At 39.6% G+C, this 23,198-nt stretch carries 20 protein-coding genes; 17 read left to right on the top strand and 3 right to left on the bottom strand.

The window, feature by feature from the left end:
* Window positions 1–64: 64 nt before the first annotated feature.
* Window positions 65–1,294: a peptidase T gene (pepT, locus tag NQZ71_RS16930; protein ID WP_317011033.1), complete on the bottom strand. Its 1,230-nt coding sequence runs from the start codon at window positions 1,292–1,294 to the stop codon at window positions 65–67.
* 176 nt (window positions 1,295–1,470) lie between these two features.
* Here pepT and NQZ71_RS16925 point away from each other — a divergent pair, with 176 nt between their 5' ends.
* The 12 genes from NQZ71_RS16925 to isdG all read left to right on the top strand — a co-directional run bounded on the left by NQZ71_RS16925 (window position 1,471) and on the right by isdG (window position 13,332).
* On the top strand, window positions 1,471–2,070 hold the full coding sequence (locus tag NQZ71_RS16925) for a thioredoxin fold domain-containing protein (protein WP_317011032.1): 600 nt from the start codon (window positions 1,471–1,473) through the stop codon (window positions 2,068–2,070).
* Between the two features lie 238 nt (window positions 2,071–2,308).
* The gene (gene isdC / locus NQZ71_RS16920) at window positions 2,309–2,968 is read left to right on the top strand and encodes a heme uptake protein IsdC (RefSeq protein ID WP_260053603.1); all 660 of its coding nucleotides are present in this window, start codon (window positions 2,309–2,311) and stop codon (window positions 2,966–2,968) included.
* Window positions 2,969–3,026: 58 nt separating this feature from the next.
* A complete protein-coding gene (locus NQZ71_RS16915; RefSeq protein ID WP_260053604.1) occupies window positions 3,027–3,485 on the top strand; it encodes an NEAT domain-containing protein in 459 nt (152 codons plus the stop codon).
* Window positions 3,486–3,598: 113 nt separating this feature from the next.
* Window positions 3,599–6,742, top strand: a complete 3,144-nt coding sequence (locus tag NQZ71_RS16910) for an NEAT domain-containing protein (protein ID WP_317011031.1) — start codon at window positions 3,599–3,601, stop codon at window positions 6,740–6,742.
* A 105-nt stretch (window positions 6,743–6,847) separates the two neighbouring features.
* Window positions 6,848–7,729, top strand: a complete 882-nt coding sequence (gene isdE / locus NQZ71_RS16905; protein WP_275004499.1) for a heme ABC transporter substrate-binding protein IsdE — start codon at window positions 6,848–6,850, stop codon at window positions 7,727–7,729.
* 17 nt (window positions 7,730–7,746) lie between these two features.
* Complete coding sequence (locus NQZ71_RS16900) at window positions 7,747–8,730, top strand: FecCD family ABC transporter permease (protein WP_144452102.1); 984 nt, start codon at window positions 7,747–7,749, stop codon at window positions 8,728–8,730.
* Window positions 8,720–9,487 carry an ABC transporter ATP-binding protein gene (locus tag NQZ71_RS16895; protein ID WP_275004502.1) on the top strand — a complete coding sequence of 256 codons (768 nt, stop codon included), beginning with the start codon at window positions 8,720–8,722 and terminating at the stop codon, window positions 9,485–9,487. Before NQZ71_RS16900 ends, NQZ71_RS16895 begins: the two co-directional genes overlap by 11 nt.
* 16 nt (window positions 9,488–9,503) lie before the next feature.
* Window positions 9,504–10,259: a class B sortase gene (srtB, locus tag NQZ71_RS16890; RefSeq protein ID WP_275004504.1), complete on the top strand. Its 756-nt coding sequence runs from the start codon at window positions 9,504–9,506 to the stop codon at window positions 10,257–10,259.
* Window positions 10,260–10,267: 8 nt separating this feature from the next.
* On the top strand, window positions 10,268–11,218 hold the full coding sequence (locus tag NQZ71_RS16885; protein ID WP_275004505.1) for an ABC transporter substrate-binding protein: 951 nt from the start codon (window positions 10,268–10,270) through the stop codon (window positions 11,216–11,218).
* A 2-nt stretch (window positions 11,219–11,220) separates the two neighbouring features.
* Complete coding sequence (locus NQZ71_RS16880; protein WP_394374115.1) at window positions 11,221–12,219, top strand: FecCD family ABC transporter permease; 999 nt, start codon at window positions 11,221–11,223, stop codon at window positions 12,217–12,219.
* Window positions 12,219–12,986 (top strand): ABC transporter ATP-binding protein, encoded by a 768-nt coding sequence (locus tag NQZ71_RS16875; RefSeq protein ID WP_275004507.1) that lies wholly within the window; start codon window positions 12,219–12,221, stop codon window positions 12,984–12,986. Before NQZ71_RS16880 ends, NQZ71_RS16875 begins: the two co-directional genes overlap by 1 nt.
* A 13-nt stretch (window positions 12,987–12,999) precedes the next feature.
* On the top strand, window positions 13,000–13,332 hold the full coding sequence (gene isdG / locus NQZ71_RS16870) for a heme oxygenase (RefSeq protein WP_144452107.1): 333 nt from the start codon (window positions 13,000–13,002) through the stop codon (window positions 13,330–13,332).
* Between the two features lie 55 nt (window positions 13,333–13,387).
* On the opposite strand, the gene NQZ71_RS16865 is transcribed toward isdG, so the two are convergent.
* Window positions 13,388–14,242, bottom strand: coding sequence for an STAS domain-containing protein (locus NQZ71_RS16865; protein WP_260053609.1), 855 nt, complete (start codon window positions 14,240–14,242; stop codon window positions 13,388–13,390).
* Between the two features lie 236 nt (window positions 14,243–14,478).
* On the opposite strand from NQZ71_RS16865, the gene NQZ71_RS16860 reads away from it, so the two are divergent.
* Window positions 14,479–15,360, top strand: coding sequence for a helix-turn-helix transcriptional regulator (locus NQZ71_RS16860; RefSeq protein ID WP_317011030.1), 882 nt, complete (start codon window positions 14,479–14,481; stop codon window positions 15,358–15,360).
* A gap of 109 nt (window positions 15,361–15,469) precedes the next feature.
* The gene (locus tag NQZ71_RS16855) at window positions 15,470–16,747 is read left to right on the top strand and encodes a glycoside hydrolase family 27 protein (protein WP_317011029.1); all 1,278 of its coding nucleotides are present in this window, start codon (window positions 15,470–15,472) and stop codon (window positions 16,745–16,747) included.
* A gap of 43 nt (window positions 16,748–16,790) precedes the next feature.
* Here the strand turns inward: NQZ71_RS16855 and NQZ71_RS16850 are convergent, their stop codons facing one another.
* Complete coding sequence (locus NQZ71_RS16850) at window positions 16,791–17,906, bottom strand: GntR family transcriptional regulator (protein ID WP_275005553.1); 1,116 nt, start codon at window positions 17,904–17,906, stop codon at window positions 16,791–16,793.
* Window positions 17,907–18,269: 363 nt separating this feature from the next.
* On the opposite strand from NQZ71_RS16850, the gene NQZ71_RS16845 reads away from it, so the two are divergent.
* The 3 genes from NQZ71_RS16845 (at window position 18,270) to araD (ending at window position 23,190) form a co-directional block, all read left to right on the top strand.
* Entirely contained in the window at window positions 18,270–20,510 is a 2,241-nt protein-coding gene (locus NQZ71_RS16845) for a glycoside hydrolase family 127 protein (protein WP_275004515.1), read from the top strand.
* A gap of 267 nt (window positions 20,511–20,777) precedes the next feature.
* Window positions 20,778–22,481 (top strand): ribulokinase, encoded by a 1,704-nt coding sequence (gene araB / locus NQZ71_RS16840; RefSeq protein ID WP_144452112.1) that lies wholly within the window; start codon window positions 20,778–20,780, stop codon window positions 22,479–22,481.
* On the top strand, window positions 22,465–23,190 hold the full coding sequence (gene araD, locus NQZ71_RS16835; RefSeq protein ID WP_260053611.1) for an L-ribulose-5-phosphate 4-epimerase: 726 nt from the start codon (window positions 22,465–22,467) through the stop codon (window positions 23,188–23,190). The genes araB and araD overlap by 17 nt, the downstream gene beginning before the upstream one ends.
* Window positions 23,191–23,198 lie beyond the last annotated feature (8 nt).

The following is a 23,198-nucleotide window of genomic DNA, read 5'->3' as shown; positions in this document are numbered from 1 at the left end:
AATAAATGACGGGTAGCGAAGTGAAAAAAAGAGGCGCTTCCGTTTAATAGCGCCTCCTTTTAGCCTATGCTTTTTCCTCGAATAATCTGACTATTTCGACGATAGTATCTGTTGCTTTTATCATGTTATCAACCGAGATATATTCAAATTTACCGTGAAAGTTTTCTCCGCCAGTGAATATATTCGGTGTCGGCAACCCCATATAAGATAATTGGGAGCCATCTGTTCCACCGCGAATAGGCTCAACAATTGGCGTAATCCCGAGGTTTTCCATTGCTTGATAAGCAATATCAACGATTTCCTTCACAGGTTCAATTTTCTCACGCATATTGTAATATTGATCGTTTAAATGAAGAACGATTGTGTTTTTCCCATATTTTTCGTTCAAATCAGCAACAATGGCAGTTAAGTTTGCCTTTTTCTTTTCAAATAAATCTCTGTCAAAATCGCGAATGATATAGGCTAGTTTTGTTTGCTCCACATCGCCTTCAAATGAAAGCAGGTGATAAAAGCCTTCATAGCCTGAAGTTTTTTCAGGAGCTTCTTCAGATGGCAGCTTGTTTTGCAGCTCCATTGCTATTTTCATGGAATTAACCATTTTTCCTTTTGCAGTACCAGGATGGACATTTGTACCATTCACCGTGATTTTTGCACCTGCAGCATGAAAGCTTTCGTATTGCAGTTCACCAAGAGGACCGCCATCGATTGTATAAGCAAAGTCAGCCTGGAATGCCTTTACATCAAACTTATGGGGACCTCTTCCGATTTCTTCATCTGGAGTAAATGCGACCCTTATTTTTCCATGCTTTATGTCTGATTTTTTTAAAGCAATAAGGGCAGTCATAATTTCTGTAATGCCTGCTTTATTGTCAGCACCAAGCAAAGTCGTTCCATCTGTAGTTATTAATGTATGACCATTGTATTTTGTCAGCTCTGGAAAATCTGCTGGTGATAAAACGATATGTAAGTCTTGATTTAGGACGATGTCTCCCCCGTCATAATGGTCCAAAACTTTAGGAGTGACATTCTTTCCAGTGAAATCAGTAGCAGTGTCCAAATGAGCTAGAAAACCGATTGTTGGCACATTCTTTTCCGTATTTGCAGGAAGGGTTGCCATAACATAGCCATTTTCGTCTACTGTTACTTCTTCCATGCCAATTTCCTTTAATTCCTCCACAAGCTTGTTTGCTAATATCAGCTGTCCAGGTGTGGAAGGGCATGCGGTATTTTCCTCGTTGGATTGTGTATCAATAACAGCATAAGAAATAAATCGATCAATAATAGAGCTTTTCATTTTGCCATCTCCTTCTTAAAAATCTAATATGATTTTACCATATAATATTTCGCCCGTCTGAATTTTGAAAACCAGAAGGACCTAATTGTCACAATAATGTCAGATTTTCCTGCTTTCCTGCCGTTTGAAAGGCTTATTTATCCGCTAAAATAAGAATAAACGAAAGGAGATACAGGATGAACAACAAGGTAAAATGGGTGCTTCTAACTGCAGTTTTCCTTATTCTTGCTGGCGGGATTATTATTCCAGTATTAAGCAAATCCAGTGAAGAAACGATAAGTAGTATTAAACGAATTAAAGCAACAGAGACCTTCTCACAAAAGGACAAGGGATATATCGTTTACTTTTGGCAGAAGGGCTGCTCCTACTGTCAACAACTAGAAAAATCTGTTTTAGCATACAACAAGACAGGCGAGGTTCCGTTGTATATTGTTGACATGGGCGAAAAGAAAAATGCGGCAAGCTGGTATGATTGGGAAAACCATCATAAAAAATGGGACAAGGTGATTGGAAGGATGGAGAACGGACAAGAAATTATCAATGACGATATTGATCTTGCTGAATTGATAAATGATAAGAGGGTTTCTTGGTCTGTTCAAGAAGGAAATGATAATAAGCTGATTGCAGTCCATCAGACTCCGTTTGAAAACAAAGCTCCTCAATCAGCTGCTGAACTAGAAATAACCGGAACTCCAACAATGATTAAGATCGAGAATGGAAGACTTTCAAGTTATAGAATTGGCGTAGAGGAGTCTGCAGCTTTGCTGGGAAAATGACAGTCTCATTCTAGAAAAAGCAGTTGCGATAAAGGCAATTGCTCTTTTTTATGAGTCAAATTATCAACTAAATGAGAATAATATTATCTAATTGAGAAAAAACTCATTGACAATGAGAATCACTATCATTTAATATGAATCTAGGCAGGTTGTGCCTAAAACAAATACAGGAAGAAGGTGTATGGAAAACGCTAACTTATGCTTTATCAATATAACTATATAGAGGGGATGTATATACTTGCTTAAACAGAAAGTTGCAATAAAAATAGTTGCAATATTAGCAATTTTTACGCTTTTGTCTGTTGGTGTCAGTAACAAATCATTCGCTGCATCACTTGCAGATGGCGAGTACTCCATAAACTATTCTGTTTTGCGTGCAGATAGTGATTCAGCCTCCATGGCAGATGGATACTTTAAAAAGCCGGCAAAATTGATTGTCGAAAATGGTGTTCATAAAGTACAAGTAGGAATTTCTACTTCAGCGATCACAGAATTTAAAGTAGGTGGCGCAAATGTCACTGAAATTAGTAAAAGTGGTGAATCTAGTGTGGTTCAATTTAATGTGAGCTCACTAAACAGTCCAACTGCTGGAGAAATTCATGTTATTGTCGAAGACCAGAATTACGACCATTGGTATACTATTAGGTTTGACTTTGATGAAAGCACGGCAAAGGCTCTTTCTTCACAAACAACCTCAACAGCTTCAGATGAAACAAATACAACCTCAGATACAGAAACAGCAGCAACAAGCTCAACAGCAAAGGAAACAACAACAGAAAAAGTTGAAAATCCGAGAACTTCTGACATTTCAGAAATCACTATCTATACCGTTTTAATGATAGTTTCTGTCGGTATCATTGTAATCTCTATTGTAAACAGAAAAAAACTAGCTAAATAGTTTCTGTTATGGAAGTGAGAAATAGCTACATATTCTACTAAAAAGGGAGAAATAAATTATGAAGACAGCAAACATTGCTCTTGCGTTTCTTGTAACACTCTTTTCCGTTGGTAGTACAGTAATTCCTTTGGATAACAAAGCATATGCTGCAGAGTCTAGCAGCAGTTCGGTTATTGCAGATGGGGAATATAGTATTGGCTATACTATCTTGCATGCAACAAATAATGAAGCATCAATGGCAGATCAGTACTATACAAAGCCTGCAAAATTAATCGTTAAGAACGGACAGGCTAAAGTTCAGGTTGAATACAGCAATATGATTACAGAGTTTAAAGTAAATGGCATTACTGCAACAAAGATTAGTGAAAGTGGCAGCAAAACTACTGCTGAGTTTTCTGTTGCTAATCTTGAGGCATTGACAGGAGCTCAAATTCATGTCGAAGTTCCAGCGATTAACTATGACCATTGGTATACAGTGAGATTCGACTTTGACACAGCTACATTAGCTAAGAAGTAGTAGATAGAGTCTTAAATACGAGTGAAGCAGAGTAATCTGCGTCAATACCAGTTTGTTAAGCATTGAATGTAAAAAGAGCTATATATTCTACTTAAAAGGAGAAAAAGAAAAGAATGAAGGCTGCAAAGATTGCTCTTGCGTTTCTAGTAATACTCTTTTCCATCGTAAGTACAGTGATTCCTTCTGATAACAGTGCTTATGCTGCTGAGTTGAACAGCAGTTCAGTAGTAGCAGATGGGGAATATAGTGTAGGCTATACGATTTTGCACGCAACAAATAATGAAGCCTCAATGGCAGACCAGTACTATACAAAGCCTGGAAAACTAATCATTAAGGATGGGCAGGCTAAAGTTCAGGTTGAATACAGTAATTACATTACTGAGTTCAAAGTAAACGGCACATCCACAACAAAATTAAGTGAAGATGGCGGCAAAATCACGGCAGAGTTTCCTGTTGCTGATTTGGACGGATTAACTTCTGCTGAAATTCATGTTGAGGTACCTGCTATCAGTTATGATCACTGGTATACAGTAAGGTTTGACTTTGATACTGCTTCATTGCCTGTTCAAACAACACCAGAAGCACCATCTGAAGAGGCAGAAGAACCAGCAACAACACCAGAAACACCAGGTGAAGAAGCGGAAGAGCCTGTAACAACACCAGAAACACCAGGTGAAGAAGCAGAAGAGCCTGTAACAACACCAGAAACACCAGGTGAAGAAGCAGAAGAGCCTGTGACAACACCAGAAACACCAGGTGAAGAAGCAGAAGAGCCTGTGACAACACCAGAAAACCCAAGTGAAGAAGCAGGAGAGGAAACACCTGCTGAACCACAAGATGAAATCGTTTATGAAGACGGTGAGTATGACGTTGACTATACGGTTTTGCATGGAACTGCTGAAGAAAAATCGATAGCGGACAACTACTTTACAAAACCAAGTAAAGTAATAGTTAAAGATGGAAATGTTACTGTCCAAACAGAATACAGCAGCTTAATCACGGAATTTACTGTAGAAGGTAAAGCTCCAAAAATCATCAGTAATGATGGTACAAAAACAGTTGCTGAGTTTTCAGTAGCATCAATAAACGGCATAACAGATGCACAAATACATGTTGAAATACCAACAATTAATTATGATCATTGGTACACAGTAAGATTTGATTTCAACACAGATAACTTGCCTGTTGTGGAAGAAAAAGAGCCACTAGCAGATGGTTTATACACAATCGACTATCAGGTATGGAAAGAAAACGCAGATGAAGCTTCCAGCATGGGCAATTACTTATCAAAGCCAGCTAGGCTAATTGTGGAAAACGGCAAAAGCTATATACAGCTAAACCTGTCTTCCAGCAATTTTGTAACAGGCTTTAAAACAGAGGTAAACGGACAATATGTGGATGCAGAAGTCATTTCACAAGACGATGAAGCAAAAACAAAAGTGCTCCGTTTTGAAGTAGAAAACTTAAGCGATATCACAAATATCCAGTTAGCGATGTCATATGGAATGAACCATGTCGTGAGAATGGTATTTGATGAAAATACTATTACTGTAAGTGAGCCAGAAGAAATTCCAGAACCGACACCAGGTGAAGGAGAAGAAGAGCCGCTAGCAGATGGTCTATACACAATCGACTATCAGGTATGGAAAGAAAACGCAGATGAAGCTTCCAGCATGGGCAATTACTTATCAAAGCCGGCTAAACTTATTGTGGAAAACGGCAAAAGCTATTTACAGCTAAACCTGTCTTCCAGCAATTTTGTAACAGGCTTTAAAACAGAGGTAAACGGGCAGTATGTAGATGCTGATGTTATCTCACAAGATGCTGCAGCCAACACAAAAGTGCTCCGTTTTGAAGTAGAAAACTTAAGCGATATCACAAATATCCAGTTAGCGATGTCATATGGAATGAACCATGTCGTGAGAATGGTATTTGATGAAGGCTCTATTTCAGTTGAAGAGCCAGAAGAAAATCCAGGTACAACGCCAGGTGAGGGCGAAGGAGAAAATCCAGGCACAACACCAGGTGAAGGTGAAGGAGAAAATCCAGGCACAACACCAGGTGAGGGTGAAGGAGAAAATCCAGGCACAGCACCAGGTGAGGGCGAAGGAGAAGATCCAGGCACAACGCCAGGTGAAGAACAGGGTGCAAACTCTGAATTTGTGGATGGGGAGTATGACCTGCAATACAGCATTCTGCATGCATTGCAAAATGAAAAATCTATGGCAGATCAATACTTTACTAAGCCTGGTAAAGTAACATTAAAAAATGGCAATGCCACTGTACAAGTAGAATTCAGCGACTATATTACAGAATTTAAGATTAACGGTAAAGACGCTAAAATTGTCAGCCAAAGTGCAGGGAAAACAATTGTGGAATTCTCTGTTGCTGATTTGACTGGTTTAACTTCTGCTGAAATTCATGTTGAAGTACCGGCAATTGGCTATGATCATTGGTATACGGTTCGCTTTGACTATGATACTAGCAATCTACCAACAAAATCCGGAGGCAATGGCAACACTGGCGGCGGTAACGAAGAAGAAAATGGTTCTGAAAATGAAGGGGAAGAAAAACCAGGTGAAGAAACTCCAGGAAATGGAGATGAAGATACAAATGATCAGGACGATAAAGGTGAAAATGCAGTCTTAAAAGATGGAGAATACACAGTTGACTATTCTGTATTACATGCAAGTAAAAATGAAAAGTCAATGGCAGATTCTTATTTCGTTAAGCCTGGGAAATTAATTGTGAAGGATGGCAAAGTAGTTGCCCGCCTGACAATTAAAACAGACTTTATCACTGAATTCCTTGTTGGATCTAAAGCTGTGAAGGTAATAAGCGAATCTGGAGATTCTAAAGTAGTAGAATTCCCTGTTGCTGATTTAGCTAGTCCAACTGTTGGCAATATCCATGTTGTTATTCCAGAGTTGAATTATGATCACTGGTACGAAATTCGTTTCCTATTTGATGTTTCAGATCTTCCAGTAGCAGGAATTGAAAATGACTTTGATCAGATCAATCCTGAAGATACGAATACAACTACACCAGATGAAACAACAAACAATAACAGTGACGACAATCTTGAGTATAACCGGGATGGAGATACAAACAGTGAACAGACAAATGGGTCTACAGAAACAAGCGGAAAAGTAGTTAATGCTAAAACTGCAGACACAGCGCAAATAGGAATATATCTTCTATTATTGCTGTCATCAATTGCTGTTCTTATAAGAAAATACCGGACTCGAACATTATAAAAAATACCGTTCTGCGAGATGGAAGAAATTCTATCTCGTAGAACTGTCTTTGTGTATATGGGGAAAATAGTAAAAAAATTCCTGCTGGAAAACAGGAGGGGAAAAATGAAATATGTAAAAGCATGGTTACTTTTAAGTATATGTCTTTTGCTTGTTAGCTGCTCTGCACAAAAAAGTGAGGTAAAAACCAGCAAGCCGGCAGAAACTGATACGGAACACACCGTTGTGGCAACAACATTAGCTGTTGCTGAAATCATGGATAAGCTTGAAGTGGATTTAGCAGGTGTGCCAACAACACAGTATACACTTCCAGAAAGATACAAAGATGTGGTAGAAGTGGGTAATCCGATGAGCCCTGATATGGAAATCATCAAATCCCTTAAACCGACAGAAGTACTATCTGTCACGACATTGGAATATGACTTAAGTGAAAAGTTTGAGAGTATGAAAATTCAAGCATCCTTTGTGAATTTGGAAAGCGTTGATAATATGATTCAGTCTATAAACGATCTTGGAGCAAAATACGATCGTGCTGAAAATGCCAAGACGCTTGTTGATACCATTGAATCAAAGGTTAATGAAATCAAGGACGAAACAAAGGACAAGGAGCAGCCAGTTGTTTTAATATTGCTCGGTGTCCCTGGTGCAAGCTATCTTGTCTCGACTGAAAATTCGTATGTTGGCAATTTAGTGGAAGTTATGGGTGGGAAAAATGCTGTGGAGGGTCAGGCCGCAGAATACATATCAGCAAATACAGAGTTTCTGCAGCAAACCAATCCAGATATAATTTTGCGCTTATCACATGGTGTACCAGATCAAGTTGCTAAAGAATTTGATAAGGAATTTGCAGAAAATGATATTTGGAAGCATTTTAACGCAGTGAAAAACGGAAAAGTGTACGACTTGGAAGAGCCGATTTTCGCTACAACTGCTAATTTAAACATCACCCAAGCATTAGATCAGCTTATGGAAATGATGTATGAGTAGCGTAAAGGAAGAGATGCATGAATAAGAAAATCATTAGTTTTATTGTTGTAATTTTAGCACTTGTCGGCGTGACCGTTTATTCCGCTGCAAAGGGAAGCATTTCTGTCGGCATGATGACATTGGTGGATGGGGTACTTCACCGTAATAGTGAAGAAGTAAATGTCATTATCGACCTCAGATTCCCGAGAATTATCGTTTCCATCCTCACAGGTGCAATTTTGGCAGTTTCAGGTGTGCTATTTCAGTCTGTCATGAGGAATCCGTTAGCAGATGCTGGAATCATGGGTATTTCTGCTGGAGCAAGCTTTTTCACCTTATTTGGGCTGCTGTTTTTACCTTCATTGTTTATCAGCAGTACGCTATTTGCCTTCTTAGGAGGAGCTGTTTCTTGCTGTATTATTTACATGCTTTCATGGAAATCCGGCTTAAAGCCATTACGAGTTATTCTGACAGGGATAGCAGTGAGCGCAATGTTTACAGGATTAAGAGAAGCATTAGTTAACATATGTGCTTACTTTAATGTAACAGTTGGCGCATCCAATGCCTCGAATTTAACCATGAAAACATGGGAGGATGTTGAGCTAATTGTTCCATTAGGAATGCTTGGAATAATCTTGGCATTTTTAGTAAGCCCATGGTGTAACATGCTGAAATTACAAGATAAGAAGGTTGTCCAGCTAGGAGTCAATATCCAGCTAGTCCGTATTCTTATTTCTGTTATTGCTGTCTTTCTCGCAGCTGTTGCAACATCTATTGCCGGAATTATTGTCTTTGCTGGGTTAATCATTCCTCATATTTCAAGACAGCTAGTTGGAACAAATCACCATATTTTAATACCCTTTTCCGCATTAGCTGGCGCCTTTTTGATATTAACTGCAGATACTTTCGGAAGGCTGTTAATCGCACCATTGGAAATACCAGCTTCCACGATAATGGCAGTAATTGGCGGACCATTTTTGATCTTTTTGCTGAGAAAGGGGGATAAATTAAATGGAGTTTAAAGAGCTATCCTTCTCTTATGATGACAAAGCTTTTATGGAAAAGTTGGAAGGAAAGATAGAACACAATAAAATAACAACTATTATTGGTCCGAATGGCTGTGGCAAATCAACCCTATTATCACTTCTGGCAAGAGGTCAAAAACACTCCGCTGGGTCGATAACACTTGATGGTAAGGATATTTATTCCTATAAACATAAGGACTTTGCCAGAAAGATTGCAATGGTAAACCAGACAAACCACATCTCAGAGGATATGACAGTAGAGGAGCTTATCCAATTTGGGAGAATACCTTACAAAAAAATCTGGAAACAGGAAAATGATGATGATAAAGATGCAATAGAGTGGGCGCTGGAATGTACGAATCTGCAAAACTACAAGGATATTCCTGTAAGTGCATTATCAGGGGGGCAAAGACAGCGAGTCTGGATTGCGCTAGCACTTGCCCAAAAAACAGAGATATTGTTTCTAGATGAACCAACAACGTACTTGGATATATATCATCAACTAGAGCTGCTGTCCTTAATTAGAGAGTTAAATCAAGTACATGGTATTACCATTGTAATGGTTCTCCATGACATGAATCAGGCTTTGCGCTATTCAGACATGGTCATTGTGATGAAGTCTGGAGCTATTAAGGCTTATGGGCCGCCGAAGCAAGTGATTACACAGGAAAAAATCAAGGAAATATATGATGTCCATATTGCCGTTAATGAAGATGACAAAACAGGCTTATACATCGTTCCGTTGAGCATTTAAGAAAGGGAGATAAGTAATGAGAGCAAAGCTAATGATTCAAAGAATAATAACCATCACAGCAATAATAGTCTTTGCTTACTCAGTCTATAAGCTTGTTCCTCCTTTGTATGATTATTATACAAACAGAAAAGTGCTGGAAACGGTGCAGGAAATCTATAAGCCAACTAAAAACGTGGAAAACGGCAATAAGGAAACAGCTATCCGGTCCTCATTTGATCCATTGCTGGAAATAAATCAAGATATGGTCGGCTGGGTAACAGTTGATGACACAAAAATAAATTATCCTATCCTACAATCCTCTGATAATGAGTTTTACTTGACCCGTAATTATAAAAAAGAAGAAACGCGAGCAGGCAGTCTTTTTCTGGATTATCGAAATGATAAGAAACTCGAAAACAATAAAAATACCATTATCTATGGACATAGAATGAAGGATGGTACGATGTTCAGCGGTTTAAAAAAATATTTAGATAAAGCATTTTTTGAGAAGCACAAAACAATTCATTTAGATTCTTTATATGAAGGCTATGAGCTAGAAGTCTTTTCCGTTTATCAAACAACAACCGATTTTTATTATATAGAAACTGAATTTTCTTCAGATAATGAGTATCTCGATTTTGTTGATTTGCTGGAGGAAAAATCCTTATATGAAGCAGATATGGATATTAAGCCAGAGGATTCCATTGTTACATTATCAACCTGTGATTATGCCATTGATTCACTAGAAGGAAGACTGGTTGTCCATGCGAAGCTAGTGAAAAGAGGGAGTTGAGGCACATCTTGTTTAACAAAAAAATAGGAAAAACAATGATATTGATGAGTATGGCGCTGCTGCTTGCCGCTTGTAGCAAGCCTACAGGAGAAGCTGCAGAGTCAACAGCTGGTTCTATTGCTATAAAGGACTTTGCCAATCGAACAGTGACATTTTCTAAAGCACCGGAAAGCATTGCTGCATTAGGAAGCGGCGATGTTGATTTAATGCATGCGTTCGGTAAAGAGGTAGTTGGCAAACCGACGCTTTCCGATGAAGGTCAGCTTGCCAAAACGGCAAAGGATGCGGAGGAAATTGGCACAACACATGAAGTGAATTATGAAAAAATTGCTTTGCTGCAGCCAGATGTTGTGTTAGCAAATGTTGGCTTTAATCAAGAGGATGTTCCGACAATAGAAGGGCTCGGAACAAAGGTAATCCTGACAGAGGCAAATTCTATCAGTGATATTAAAAAGCAAATTACTCTTTATGGTGAAATGCTACAAGAGACAGACAAAGCTGCCCAATTAAAGGAGGACCTGGCTGTTGATTTAAAGGCTGCTGCTTCCGCGCTAAAGGACACGGATAAACGTGTGCTGCTTGTTTACGGAGCTCCTGGAACATATATGGCGGCATTGCCCAATTCATTAAGCGGAGATTTTTTAGCAGCAGCTGGAGGGATTAATGTAGCAAGTGATTATCCTGCATTAGAAAAATTTCCACAGTATGCGCAAATAAATACAGAGAGAGTTGTAGAGGCAAATCCTGATGCCGTTCTCTTAATTACACATGGTGATGCGGAGGAAATTAAGCAAGGCTTTTTAAAAGAAATGAAGCAAAATGCAGCTTGGACTTCATTGGATGCTGTTAAAAAGGAAAGAGTTGAAGTTTTGCCAAGCGAATTGTTTGGCACCAATCCAGGCACAAGAGCAGTGGACGCTGTTCAATACTTGGTTGAATTGTTAAATCATTTGGAGTGAGCATGTTGGAATATGTAGAAAGAAAGAAAAAACGGATAACAGTCCTTGTTAGTCTCCTGCTATTGCTGCTTATTGCGATATATGCAGGCATCTCATTTGGAGCAGTTTCTGTCTCTTTTAAAGAAATATGGACTATTCTTGTATCCAGCAGTGAGGGTACGTATGAAAAAATCGTCTATAATCTCCGCCTGCCAAGAGTTATTGTGGGACTATGTGTGGGTGCATGCCTTGCTGCATCAGGAGCCTTGCTGCAGGGAGTGATGAGAAATCCTTTGGCAGATCCGGGCATCATCGGTGTCTCCTCTGGCGGAGGATTATTCGCTATCGTTACAATGGTCATTTTTCCTCAATACAGCTATTTATTGCCATTTATTGCTTTTATCGGTGCATTTCTAACAACAATATTGATTTATTTGTTCGCATGGGATAAAGGGGCATCACCAGTTAAAATCATCCTGGCAGGTGTTGCGATGAATGCTGTGTTAGGTGCCATTATGAATGGAATAATGGTGCTGTACAGTGACAGAGTACAATCTGTAATTGGCTGGCTCTCAGGCGGCCTTAATGGCAGAAGCTGGTATCATGTCGAAATTATTTTGCCATATACCATTATTATGCTGCTGATTAGCTTATTCGCCATTAAACCTGTCAATATACTGATTCTAGGAGATGACTCTGCCAAGCTACTTGGACAAAATGTTGAACTGATCCGCATGCTGATCATCCTGCTAGCATCCTTTTTAGCAGGTATAGCTGTCAGTGTTGCTGGTCTGATTGGATTTATCGGGCTCGTTGTACCGCATATTATCCGTCTTCTGATCGGAGAGGACTATCGATTTTTGCTGCCTTTTTCGATTATTGGCGGTGCTGCACTCGTCGTCATTGCTGATACGGCAGCACGAAGTCTATTCGATCCAATTGAATTGCCTGTCGGTATTTTGCTAGCAGCACTTGGTGGTCCCTTCTTTATCATTCTGCTGCGGAGAAGGAGGATGGTGTAATGGCAGTGTTAAAATCAGAGGAACTGCAGTTCAGACAAGGGAAATTCCAGCTTCATGATATTAACATTGAATTTCCAGAGGGAAAAATGACCGCAATTGTTGGACCAAATGGTTCAGGGAAATCTACCCTCTTAAAATTATTTGCACGCCTTTTAAAAGCAGATAACGGCTTGGTGACATTGGACAATCAGCTTATTCATAAATATAAAAGAAAAGAGTATTCCCAAAAAATAGCGATGCTTCCGCAAGCAAAAGAGGTGATGCCAAGCATTACAGTGAAGGAACTCGTCGGCTATGGAAGGGTGCCTTTTCAACGGCTTACAGGTCCCGTATCTGAAGAGGATAAAGAGATTATTGCGTGGGCAATAAGAGAAACTGGACTAGAGAATATGGCAGATCGAATGGTTGGCCAATTGTCAGGCGGTGAATTGCAAAGAGCGAGGATTGCTATGGCATTAGCTCAGAAGACGTCTGTTTTATTGCTTGATGAACCAACTACATTCTTAGACATTACACACCAGCTAGAACTAATGAAAATTCTCTCTAGAATAAATAAAACCTATCAGATTACCGTCATTATGGTGTTACATGAGCTTCAATATGCGGGCGCATACAGTGACAATCTTATTGTTATGAAGCGTGGCGAAATCTATCAAACCGGAAAGCCTCAAGCAATATTAACTGCTCAGTTACTGAAAGAAGTATATGAAATTGATGCATCAATTAAGTTTGAGAACAATTATCCAGTAATTATTCCAAAAAATTAGAGGAGGAAACAAAATGTATATTGTAACTAACACTGTTAAAGTAAAAGAAGGATTTGCGGAAGGATTCATTGAAAGATTTAATAGAATTGGAAAAATCGAAGAAAAAGCAGGTTTTATTGGATTAGAAGTATTGCTGACTGCTGGAACAACAGATTATGAGGAAATTACTATTGTCACAAGATGGGAAAACAAAGAAGGCTTCTTAGGATGGGTAGGAAGTGAGGAGTTTAAAGAATCACACGCACACAGAGGCGGCGTTCCAGAATTCATTATTGAAAACAAAACAACAAAATATGAAGTGAAGGTGCAAAGAAAACCGATTATTAAAGAGGTTGCTGGCAGCTAATCTTAAAAGTGAAAGTAATAGAAAAGGCATCCAAACAGGATGCCTTTTCTATTGATTAAGAGGGCTCTGCCACTCTTCTTAATCCAATGCTGGCAAGTGCTGTATGTAAGTTGGCACATGTTGTCACATTGCTGAAATCGATTCCTAATGTAATAATAGTTTGGGCAATTTCAGGCCGAATTCCGGAAATAATGGATTTGACACCAATCAGATCAAGGGCATGAACAACCTTGAATAAATTATCGGCTACCATTGTGTCGACAATAGGGACACCAGAAATATCCAAAATCAAATATTCGACCTTTAATCTAGCAGATTCCTCTAGCGCCACTTCCAATATAAGCTGGGAGCGATCTGTATCAATTTGACCGATAAGCGGTATAATCGCCGTTTCTTTTGCTACGGGCACAACAGGGACAGATAATTCCTCTAAAGCAGAATAGGCAATTTTCATTAATCTGCTGCTGTTTTCCTCGTAAACTTTACCGATAATAACACTGATTTCATCAAGCAAAGGGTCGATTATTTTTCCAACATCAAGCATTGTTATGGCTGCAAATGATTTTTCCTCCAGCTCAACAGTGAACACATTCCAGATAACATTTCGATAAATTGTAAGCGACCGTAATGCTGCTGAAAGTGGTACATAATTTTTCACGAAGCTGCCTCCAGCTTCTCTTGCCCAGTTGTCCAGCTCATTCGTTTGTTTTTTGTCATTATCCTTTAATGCTTCGCCCATGATGGTAAACAGATTAGCACTCCAGCGCGAAAATTTTTCTTCACTAATTCTTTCAAAGCCTTCCATATTCTCACCTTGAAAAAATTGCTTTAGCAGATCATTCATATTAACAGCCAAAATTTGCTGGCTGTTAATAACTTTATTGCCAATATACATTAATTCGTCTTTCAAAAGGAATCAGCTCCAATATTAATTTTTTTTCTTCGTCATAGTATTTCTTTATTATACCTCTATAGAATAGTGGTAGTAAGTGTCGAAGTTCCTCATCTGACACCACCTTTTGTAAACGCTTTAAAAAATGTAGCCGAAGAGATGGTAATGTTGTATGATTATAGAAAAAAAGCCTAACAAAGGAAACAGCGCTGCTAAAACATTTAAGCGCTTACATACCCGATGAAGGAGCGCATATGACAAATAACAAACAAGAAGTCTATGGTTTTCGGTTTTTAGATACATTGAATCAATCGTTCTACCAGCTTTTTGCAGTGGGGAACCAAATCATTTCAAAGGAGTCGTATCATTGGAACGGCTTAACTCGCAAGGATGGACCACTTTTTTTATTTCAATATACGCTCGCTGGCTGTGGTTATATAGAAGTGGATGAAACACTTCATAAATTAGGAAAAGGAACAGGCTTTATGGTGGAGATTCCAAGCAACCACCGCTACTTCTTTTTAGAAAGCAATACTGATTGGGAGGTCCTCTTTATTATGTTTCGGCCGACAAATATTGAAGAGGAATGGCGCCATGCAGTATCTAGTCTTGGTCAGGTCTTTTCAATGCCAGAAGACAGTTCGCCAATCCGTTTATTAAAAAGTGTTTTTGCCAGTGCAGCGAAAAATCATATAACTGACGGGTTTAGAGCCTCTGCCATTGTTTATGAGTTTGTCATGGAATTGTTCAGGAATCATGTTTCAGCAAAAAAAGAGAAACACTCATGGCCTGATCCCATTGCCGAAGCGGCTTCGTACATCGAGGAAACATATCAATCACTGCAAAGTCTTGAAGAGATAGCAGCTAAAGTTAATCTTTCAAAATATTACTTTACAAGATTATACAAAAAAACAACCGGATACACACCAATTGAGTATTTGACAAAGGTAAGAATGGAGGAGGCAATTAGGCTGCTGCGAGATTCTGATATGACAATGGAGGCAATTGCGCAAGAACTTGGCTACTCAACAGGAAGTTACTTTATCAAGGTTTTTCATCAATGGATTGGAATTTCACCTGGTGAATTCCGTTTAGCGACAGAGCATGCCTATTTACATAAATTAAAATTGGATTGAAAACAGCAATATATTACATAGATGAGCAAAAAGTTATCGTAGATGCCAATGCTTTGTTTCCTATAAGATTAGCCTATAAAAGACTCTGTCGTGAAAGGTGTGAAGGTAAATGAATCATCATCGTTTTGCCCAGACTCCTCCGTTAGGATGGAATAGCTGGGATTGTTATGGCGCATCAGTAACAGAAGAGGAAGTCAAAGGGAACGCTGAATATATGGCAAAGCATTTAAAGGATTTTGGATGGCAATATATTGTTGTAGATATTCAATGGTATGAGCCTGGCGCTAATTCCTCTCAGTATCGGCCCTTTGTAGAACTGGAGATGGACGAATATTCCCGGCTTATTCCTGCTGTAAACAGATTTCCTTCTTCAGCGGAAGGGAAAGGTTTTAAACCGCTCTCTGATTATGTTCATAGCCTTGGATTAAAGTTCGGCATCCATATAATGAGGGGAATTCCGAGGCAAGCAGTCCATCAAAATACAGGCATTTTAGACTCTGACCATACAGCCCGCGACATCGCTCATCCAAATTCAATCTGTCCATGGAATACAGATATGTATGGGGTAGATGCAAACACATCTGGTGCTGAGGCGTATTATAACTCTTTATTTAAGCTGTATGCCGAATGGGGAGTTGACTACATAAAGGTTGATGATATTGCAGCATCAAAGCTTTATACTACACATGTGGACGAAATTAAGCTGATAAGAAAGGCAATCGATAACTGTGGTAGAGATATGGTGTTAAGTCTGTCTCCAGGGCCTGCACCGCTCGAATTTGCTGATGTATTGCAGGATAACGCTAATATGTGGCGAATGACAGACGATTATTGGGATCAATGGCAGCTTTTATACGATATGTTTGAGAGATGTGAGAAATGGAGTGGGCTTTCAGGTCCAGGATATTGGCCTGATTGTGATATGCTCCCATTAGGACATATTGGCATTCGCTCTGTTGATGGAGGCGGTGCAGATCGTTGGACAAGGTTCACAAAGGAAGAACAGGTGACAATGCTGACATTATGGTCCGTGTTTCGTTCGCCACTCATGTTTGGCGGAGAGCTGCGGGACAATGACAGCTGGACACTGTCTTTACTAACAAACGAAGATATTCTTGAATTAAACCAAAATGGAACAGACAGCAGACTAATATTTAGAAATGGTGATAAAGTTGCTTGGACAGCCAAAGGACCTGATAACACTGTCTATGTAGCATTATTTAATATAGGCGAGGCTGAATGCGAAGTAGAAGTGTTGTTGGAAGACATCGGACTGACAAAAATAATGACAGCTAAGGATGTATGGGAAAAGGAATCCGTCCATATAGAGGAAACTGTTAAAGCAAAGCTTGCTCCACACAGCAGCAAGCTTTATAAAATAACATAAAAAAAAGCTGAACCACTCATTGGTTCAGCCTTTTCTTTTTTAGTTACTGCTTCGTGACAGCTACAGAAGCAGTGGACTCTCTAACTACAATTTGGGGTTCATAGACAATTGATGGAGCCGGCTTGCTTTTCTTTTCGACTGCAGCAACAATCCACTTCGCCGCTTCTTCGCCCATTTTCATTTTTGGATGCGTTATGGAGGTCAGCTTTACTTCTGAAGCCTCTGTTAAAAAGGAATCATCAAAGCCTAAGATAGAAATATCATTTGGGATAGATAATCCCATAGTCCGTAAAATGCTTATTGCTTTTATGGCGAGCTGATCATTATAGCATACGATGGCAGTCGGTCTGTCTTCTTTTTGGAGAATTTCCTGCAATGCTTCCAGTGATTTGTCTTGATCTTCTGTTGTAAAGTTAATGATCATATCCTGAAAGAAAGGAACGGCATGATCCTTGTATGCTTGTATAAAGCCCTTCATGCGGTTAACACCTTGTAAATCATCTGTTTTGAAAAGACCAATAATCCGCTTATGGCCAAGCTTAATTAAATGCTCTGTCGCAATATAACCGCCCTTTTCATCATTAACCATAATGTAAGGAGGCGCAAGCTGTGAGTAGAATTGGTTGATCATTAAGTATGGGATTTTATTTTGCTCTAGTTCCAAATAGTAATTGATATTAGGATTAAAGTTACTACTTTTTGTCGGCTCGACGATAAGTCCGTCAATATTGCTAGCGAGCATTGTCTGCAAGCATTGCTTTTCTTTGTCAATGTCATTATCTGTACAAGAAAAGGTCAATGAATAGCCTTTTGTTGATAAATAGGATTCTATGCCTTTAATGATGGAAGGAAAGATGTAATCAGATATATAAGTGGTAATAACACCAATATTTTTTGTGCGCTTGCCTGCTTGACCAGCAGAGCCCAACCCAGTTTCCGCTTTTCTGTCTGAGCAGAATGTGCCGGCACCTTGCTCCCTGTAAAGCCAGCCTTCATGAACCAAATCTCCTATTGCCTGGCGAATGGTATGGCGGCTTACTCCAAACATTTTGACAAGCTCATTTTCAGAATGAATTTTCTCCCCGGGTTTGACTTGGCCAGTTGTAATCCATTCAGTAATTTGTTCCTTAACCATGTTGTATTTTGTTTTTTGTGCCACACTATCACCACTTTCTTGTGTTTCCATATCCTTAACTTATACGTACAAAAATAGATATAAAGCTATCGTACCAAAAAAAGCAGGAAAAGACTATAATAAAATTTTTTCTGAAGAAGTAGTTCGTACAGAGGAGTTGCTATAAAAGGCGTAAAGCCAGTTTTTTCTGCTGATAAACACCAGGTTTTTGACAATTCTTTTATGTAAAACTTAAAAGATGTCTAGATTTGTATGAGGATATTTGTTGACATGTACGAACAACTATCATAAAATTTTTAATATAGAATACGCTTACATAAATACAACCATACAATTTCAGAACAAGTACTTATTCTTATTAATAGTATAGAGAGGAAAGTGAGTCTGATGACAGTTAAAGCTTTTGATTTAACGCAAGTAAGAATAACAGATGGTCCTTTTAAGCATGCAATGGAACTGAACATGGAATATCTTCTTCAGCTTGAACCAAATAAGCTATTGTCGAGATATAGAGAATATGCAGGTTTAGAACCAAAAGCGAGCCACTATAATGGCTGGGAGGAGCAAGGCATTTCCGGACATACTTTAGGTCACTATTTATCTGCATGCTCATTGATGGCTGCTGCGACTGGTGACAGCAGATTCAAAGACAGGGCGGCTTATATTGTCGAAGAGCTGGCGTTATGCCAGGAAGCAGACGGAACAGGATTAATCTCAGGAATTCCGAGAGGAAAAGCGATTTTTCAGGAAGTAAAGGAAGGCAAAATCTATTCCCAAGGCTTCGATTTGAATGGAGGCTGGGTGCCTTTATATACAATGCATAAAGTGTTTGCAGGCTTACGGGATGCTTATTTGCATACAGATAATGAGAAGGCTCTTGCAGTCGAAATGAAGCTTGGGCTTTGGCTTGAGGATATGGTAAAGGACCTTTCAGAAGAACAAATGGATGAATTGCTGAAGTGTGAGTTCGGAGGAATGGCTGAGGTGCTTGCTGATTTAGCTGTACATACTGGTGAAATGCGCTTTTTTGCACTTTCAGAAAGATTTTATCATAAAGAGGTGCTTGACCCATTAGCAGATAAAAAGGATGCACTCGCAGGAAAGCATGCCAACACACAAATACCGAAAGTTGTTGCTGCAGCAAGGCAGTATGAGATATCCGGCAACGAAACATATAAGGAAATTTCAGAGTACTTCTGGAATACGGTTGTTCATGAGCATTCCTATGTGATAGGAGGAAATTCGCTTAATGAGCATTTTGGCGAGGCAGGCAAGCAGAATGATAGATTAGGTGAGAATACATGTGAAACATGTAATTCGTATAATATGTTGAAATTGACAAAACATCTTTTCAGATGGAAACCGACTGCTGAGGAGGGAGATTACTATGAAAGGGCGCTTTATAACCACATACTCGCATCCCAGCATCCAGGTGATGGCAGTGTTTGTTATTTCGTTTCCCTCGACATGGGTGGCCATAAAAAGTACAACTCTAAGTTTGACAGCTTTACATGCTGTGTAGGCTCAGGCATGGAAAACCATGCCAGCCATGGAAATGCCATTTATTTTCATGATGACAGCAAGCTTTATATCAATCAATACATTCCTTCACGACTTGAGTGGAAGGAGATGGGAGTTGTTGTTGAGCAAAAAACAGCATACCCGAAGAATGGCAATATCAGGATAGAAATATCTGCCTCTGCAGACAAGGCTTTTACTTTGACGTTAAGGCACCCGTACTGGGCAGAAAAAGGAATGTCCATTTCGGTAAACGGTGAGGATTATCAGCATGAAACCAAACCAGCTAGTCTTATAGAAATAGATAGAGTTTGGAAAGATGGAGATGTACTTGAGGTTGATATCCCGATGACACTTCGTAAGGAAGCAATACTTGATAATCCAAACAGGGTTGCGTTTTTGTACGGACCAATTGTTCTAGCTGGTGATTTGGGAGAGATAAGCGATGCCCAAAAGACGAAGGACCTGTTGTTTACACCAGTGCTAGTAGCAGATAATAGCCCGTTGCAGCATATCAGCAAGATAAGTGAAGAGGCTTTTACGCTCGAAGGAATCGGAAATCCAAGAGATGTGGAATTAAAACCGTTTTACTTACTTCATGATAGAAGTGCGACAGTTTATTGGGATGTTTTTACGAAAGCTGACTGGGCTGAAGCAGAGAAATCTTATAAGGAAGCAATTCAAAAGGAGCAGGAGCTTGAAGCAAGAAGCATTGACTTCGTTCAGCCGGGAGAAATGCAGCCGGAAAGAGATCATCAATTTACAGGAGAGCATGTCGGGATTGGGACAGTGTCTAATCGAAAATATCGAGACACATGGCCAAACGGACACTTCAGCTTTGCTCTTAAGGTGTTGCAAGACCAACAAAATAGTTTAATAGTAGCTTATACGAAAAAGGAATGGGAAAGTATGCAAGGCTTTGATGTACTTGCAAATGAAACAAAGCTACAGGACGGTAAGTTGGAATGGGAAGAAATGAATCAGTTTGTTTATATTAAATATACGCTTCCTGAAAGTGCTGTAACAGAAGGCAACACACGTATTACCTTCCGTGCGCATGCAGAGAAAAGGGTTCCTAAAGTGTTTGAGTTGCGGACAGTAAAGGGTTAAAAAACATACAAGTATAAAATTTTAAAAAAATGAAAAAAAGAGATTGAAATAATCTCCAGAGATGTTAGAATGGCATTAAGGTTATACGTACAAGTTGATGAAGATGTTTTGGTTGTAAGGATGAATTCGAAATCGGTATACAACAGAATAAGCTGCTGCTTGTACGTATAAAAATACTAATAAGTGATGTGAATGAAGAAGTAGAGTAATCAACATTCCGATTATTATTTTTGAAAACGCATACTTTATCAGAGGGGAGTATATTACATGGCAAAGTATTCAATAGGTGTAGATTATGGAACGCAATCAGGAAGAGCAGTTCTTGTTGAGGTAGGTACAGGCAGAGAGGTGGCAACTGCTGTTAAAGAATACACACATGGTGTGATGGACGAATTTCTGCCTGATGGGACAACAAAACTGGAGCATGACTGGGCGCTTCAGCATCCAGCAGATTATTTAGAAGTTTTGCAGCTTACGATTCCGGAAGTTTTGCAGAAAGCAAATGTTTCTAACGAAGATGTTATTGGAGTTGGCATAGATTTTACTGCTTGTACGGTCCTGCCAATAGACAAAAACGGCATTCCGCTTTGTTTCCTGCCAGAGTTTAAGCAAAATCCGCATAGCTACGTGAAATTATGGAAGCATCATGCGGCACAGGATGAAGCAAACCGCTTGAATGAAATTGCTGCACAGCGCGGAGAGGCATTTTTGCAGCGTTATGGCGGCAAAATATCTTCTGAATGGGCAATACCGAAAATATGGCAAATCTTAAATGAAGCACCAGATATTTACGAGGCAGCAGATCAAGTGCTTGAAGCAACAGATTGGGTTATTTCCGAATTGACGGGAACAATCACTCGAAACAGCTGTACAGCAGGCTATAAGGCAATTTGGCATAAGCAGGATGGCTATCCAAGCAAGGAATTCTTTAAAGCGCTCGATCCGAGGCTTGAAAATGTAGTAGAAGAAAAGCTGTCCACAGATATCTATTCAATTGGATCAAAGGCAGGAGAAATTACGGAAAAAGCCGCAAAACTAACAGGCTTAAAAGCTGGCACAGCAGTTGCAGTCGCTAATGTCGATGCACATGTTGCCGTACCAGCAGTTGGGATAACAGAAGCAGGTAAGCTGCTTATGATTATGGGGACTTCTACATGTCATATCCTGCTTGGCGAAACAGAAGAAATTGTGCCAGGTATGTGCGGTGTTGTTGAAGATGGTGTAATTCCCGGATATTTAGGATATGAAGCAGGTCAGTCTTGTGTTGGAGACCATTTTGAGTGGTTTACAGAGAATTGTGTTCCAGAAAGCTACCAGCAGGAAGCCGAGGAAAAAGGGTTAAATATCCATCAGCTGCTGACAGAAAAAGCAAGCAAGCTGAATGTTGGCGAAAGCGGACTGCTTGCACTTGATTGGTGGAACGGAAACAGATCAACACTTGTTGATGTTGACTTGACTGGTGTTTTGCTTGGCGCAACCCTTTTAACAAAACCAGAGGAAATTTATCGTGCACTTATTGAAGCAACTGCCTATGGCACAAAAATGATTGTTGAAACATTCCGAGCGAGCGGTGTGCCTGTTAATGAAGTGTATGCAGCAGGAGGCATTGCTGAAAAGAATGCACTGATGATGCAAATTTATTCTGATGTGCTGAACATGGATATTAAGATTTCTGCTTCATCACAAACGCCAGCACTTGGAAGTGCCATGTTTGGTGCTGTAGCAGCAGGTAAGAGTAGAGGCGGATATGATCATATTAATGAAGCTGCTAAAGATATGGGCAGAATTAAGGATGATATTTATCAGCCAATCGAAACTAATGTAAGCGTTTATGGAAAGCTCTTTGATGAGTATGCTCGTCTTTATGATTACTTCGGACGTGGCGAAAATAATGTCATGAAAACACTTAAGCAAATTAAAAAAGAATCTGTTTTATCAAGTAAGGAGGATAACTATGCTAGAGAAGCTTAAGCAGGAAGTGTTAGAGGCAAACCTGATGCTGCCACAGCATAATCTAGTCACTTTTACTTGGGGGAATGTAAGCGGAATTGACAGAGAAAGCAGGCTTGTTGTCATTAAGCCAAGCGGCGTTCCTTATGACAAGTTGAAGGTCGAGGACCTTGTCGTGACAGACCTTGATGGAAATATAGTAGAAGGTGATTTGAATCCTTCCTCAGATACAGCAACACATCTTGCCTTATACCGGGCGTTTCCCGAAATTGGAGGAATTGTACATACGCATTCTCCGTGGGCAACAAGCTGGGCGCAGGCTGGAAGAAGAATACCAGCATTAGGAACAACACATGCAGATTATTTTTACGGTGAGGTTCCATGTACGCGAAAGCTGACAGAGGATGAAGTAAACAGAGCGTATGAGCTGGAAACTGGCAACGTCATCATCGAAACAGTTCGTAACGAGGGAATTGATCCAAAAGCGCTGCCGGGAATTTTAGTGACAGGCCATGCGCCGTTTTGCTGGGGAAAAGATGCGGACAATGCCGTTCATAATGCTGTTGTGCTTGAGGAGGTTGCCAAAATGGCGCTCCATACGCTGCAGCTGAATCCAGGTGTTGAGTGGATCGACCAATATTTGCTTGATAAGCATTACTTAAGAAAACATGGTGCAAATGCATATTACGGACAAAACAAAGCTGAAACAAAACAAGAAACTTCAAACTAATTATTGCC

Source organism: Niallia taxi (assembly GCF_032818155.1).
In the GTDB taxonomy this organism is placed as follows: Bacteria; Bacillota; Bacilli; order Bacillales; family Cytobacillaceae; genus Niallia; species Niallia taxi_A.
This window is presented reverse-complemented; position numbering and strand designations above follow the sequence as displayed.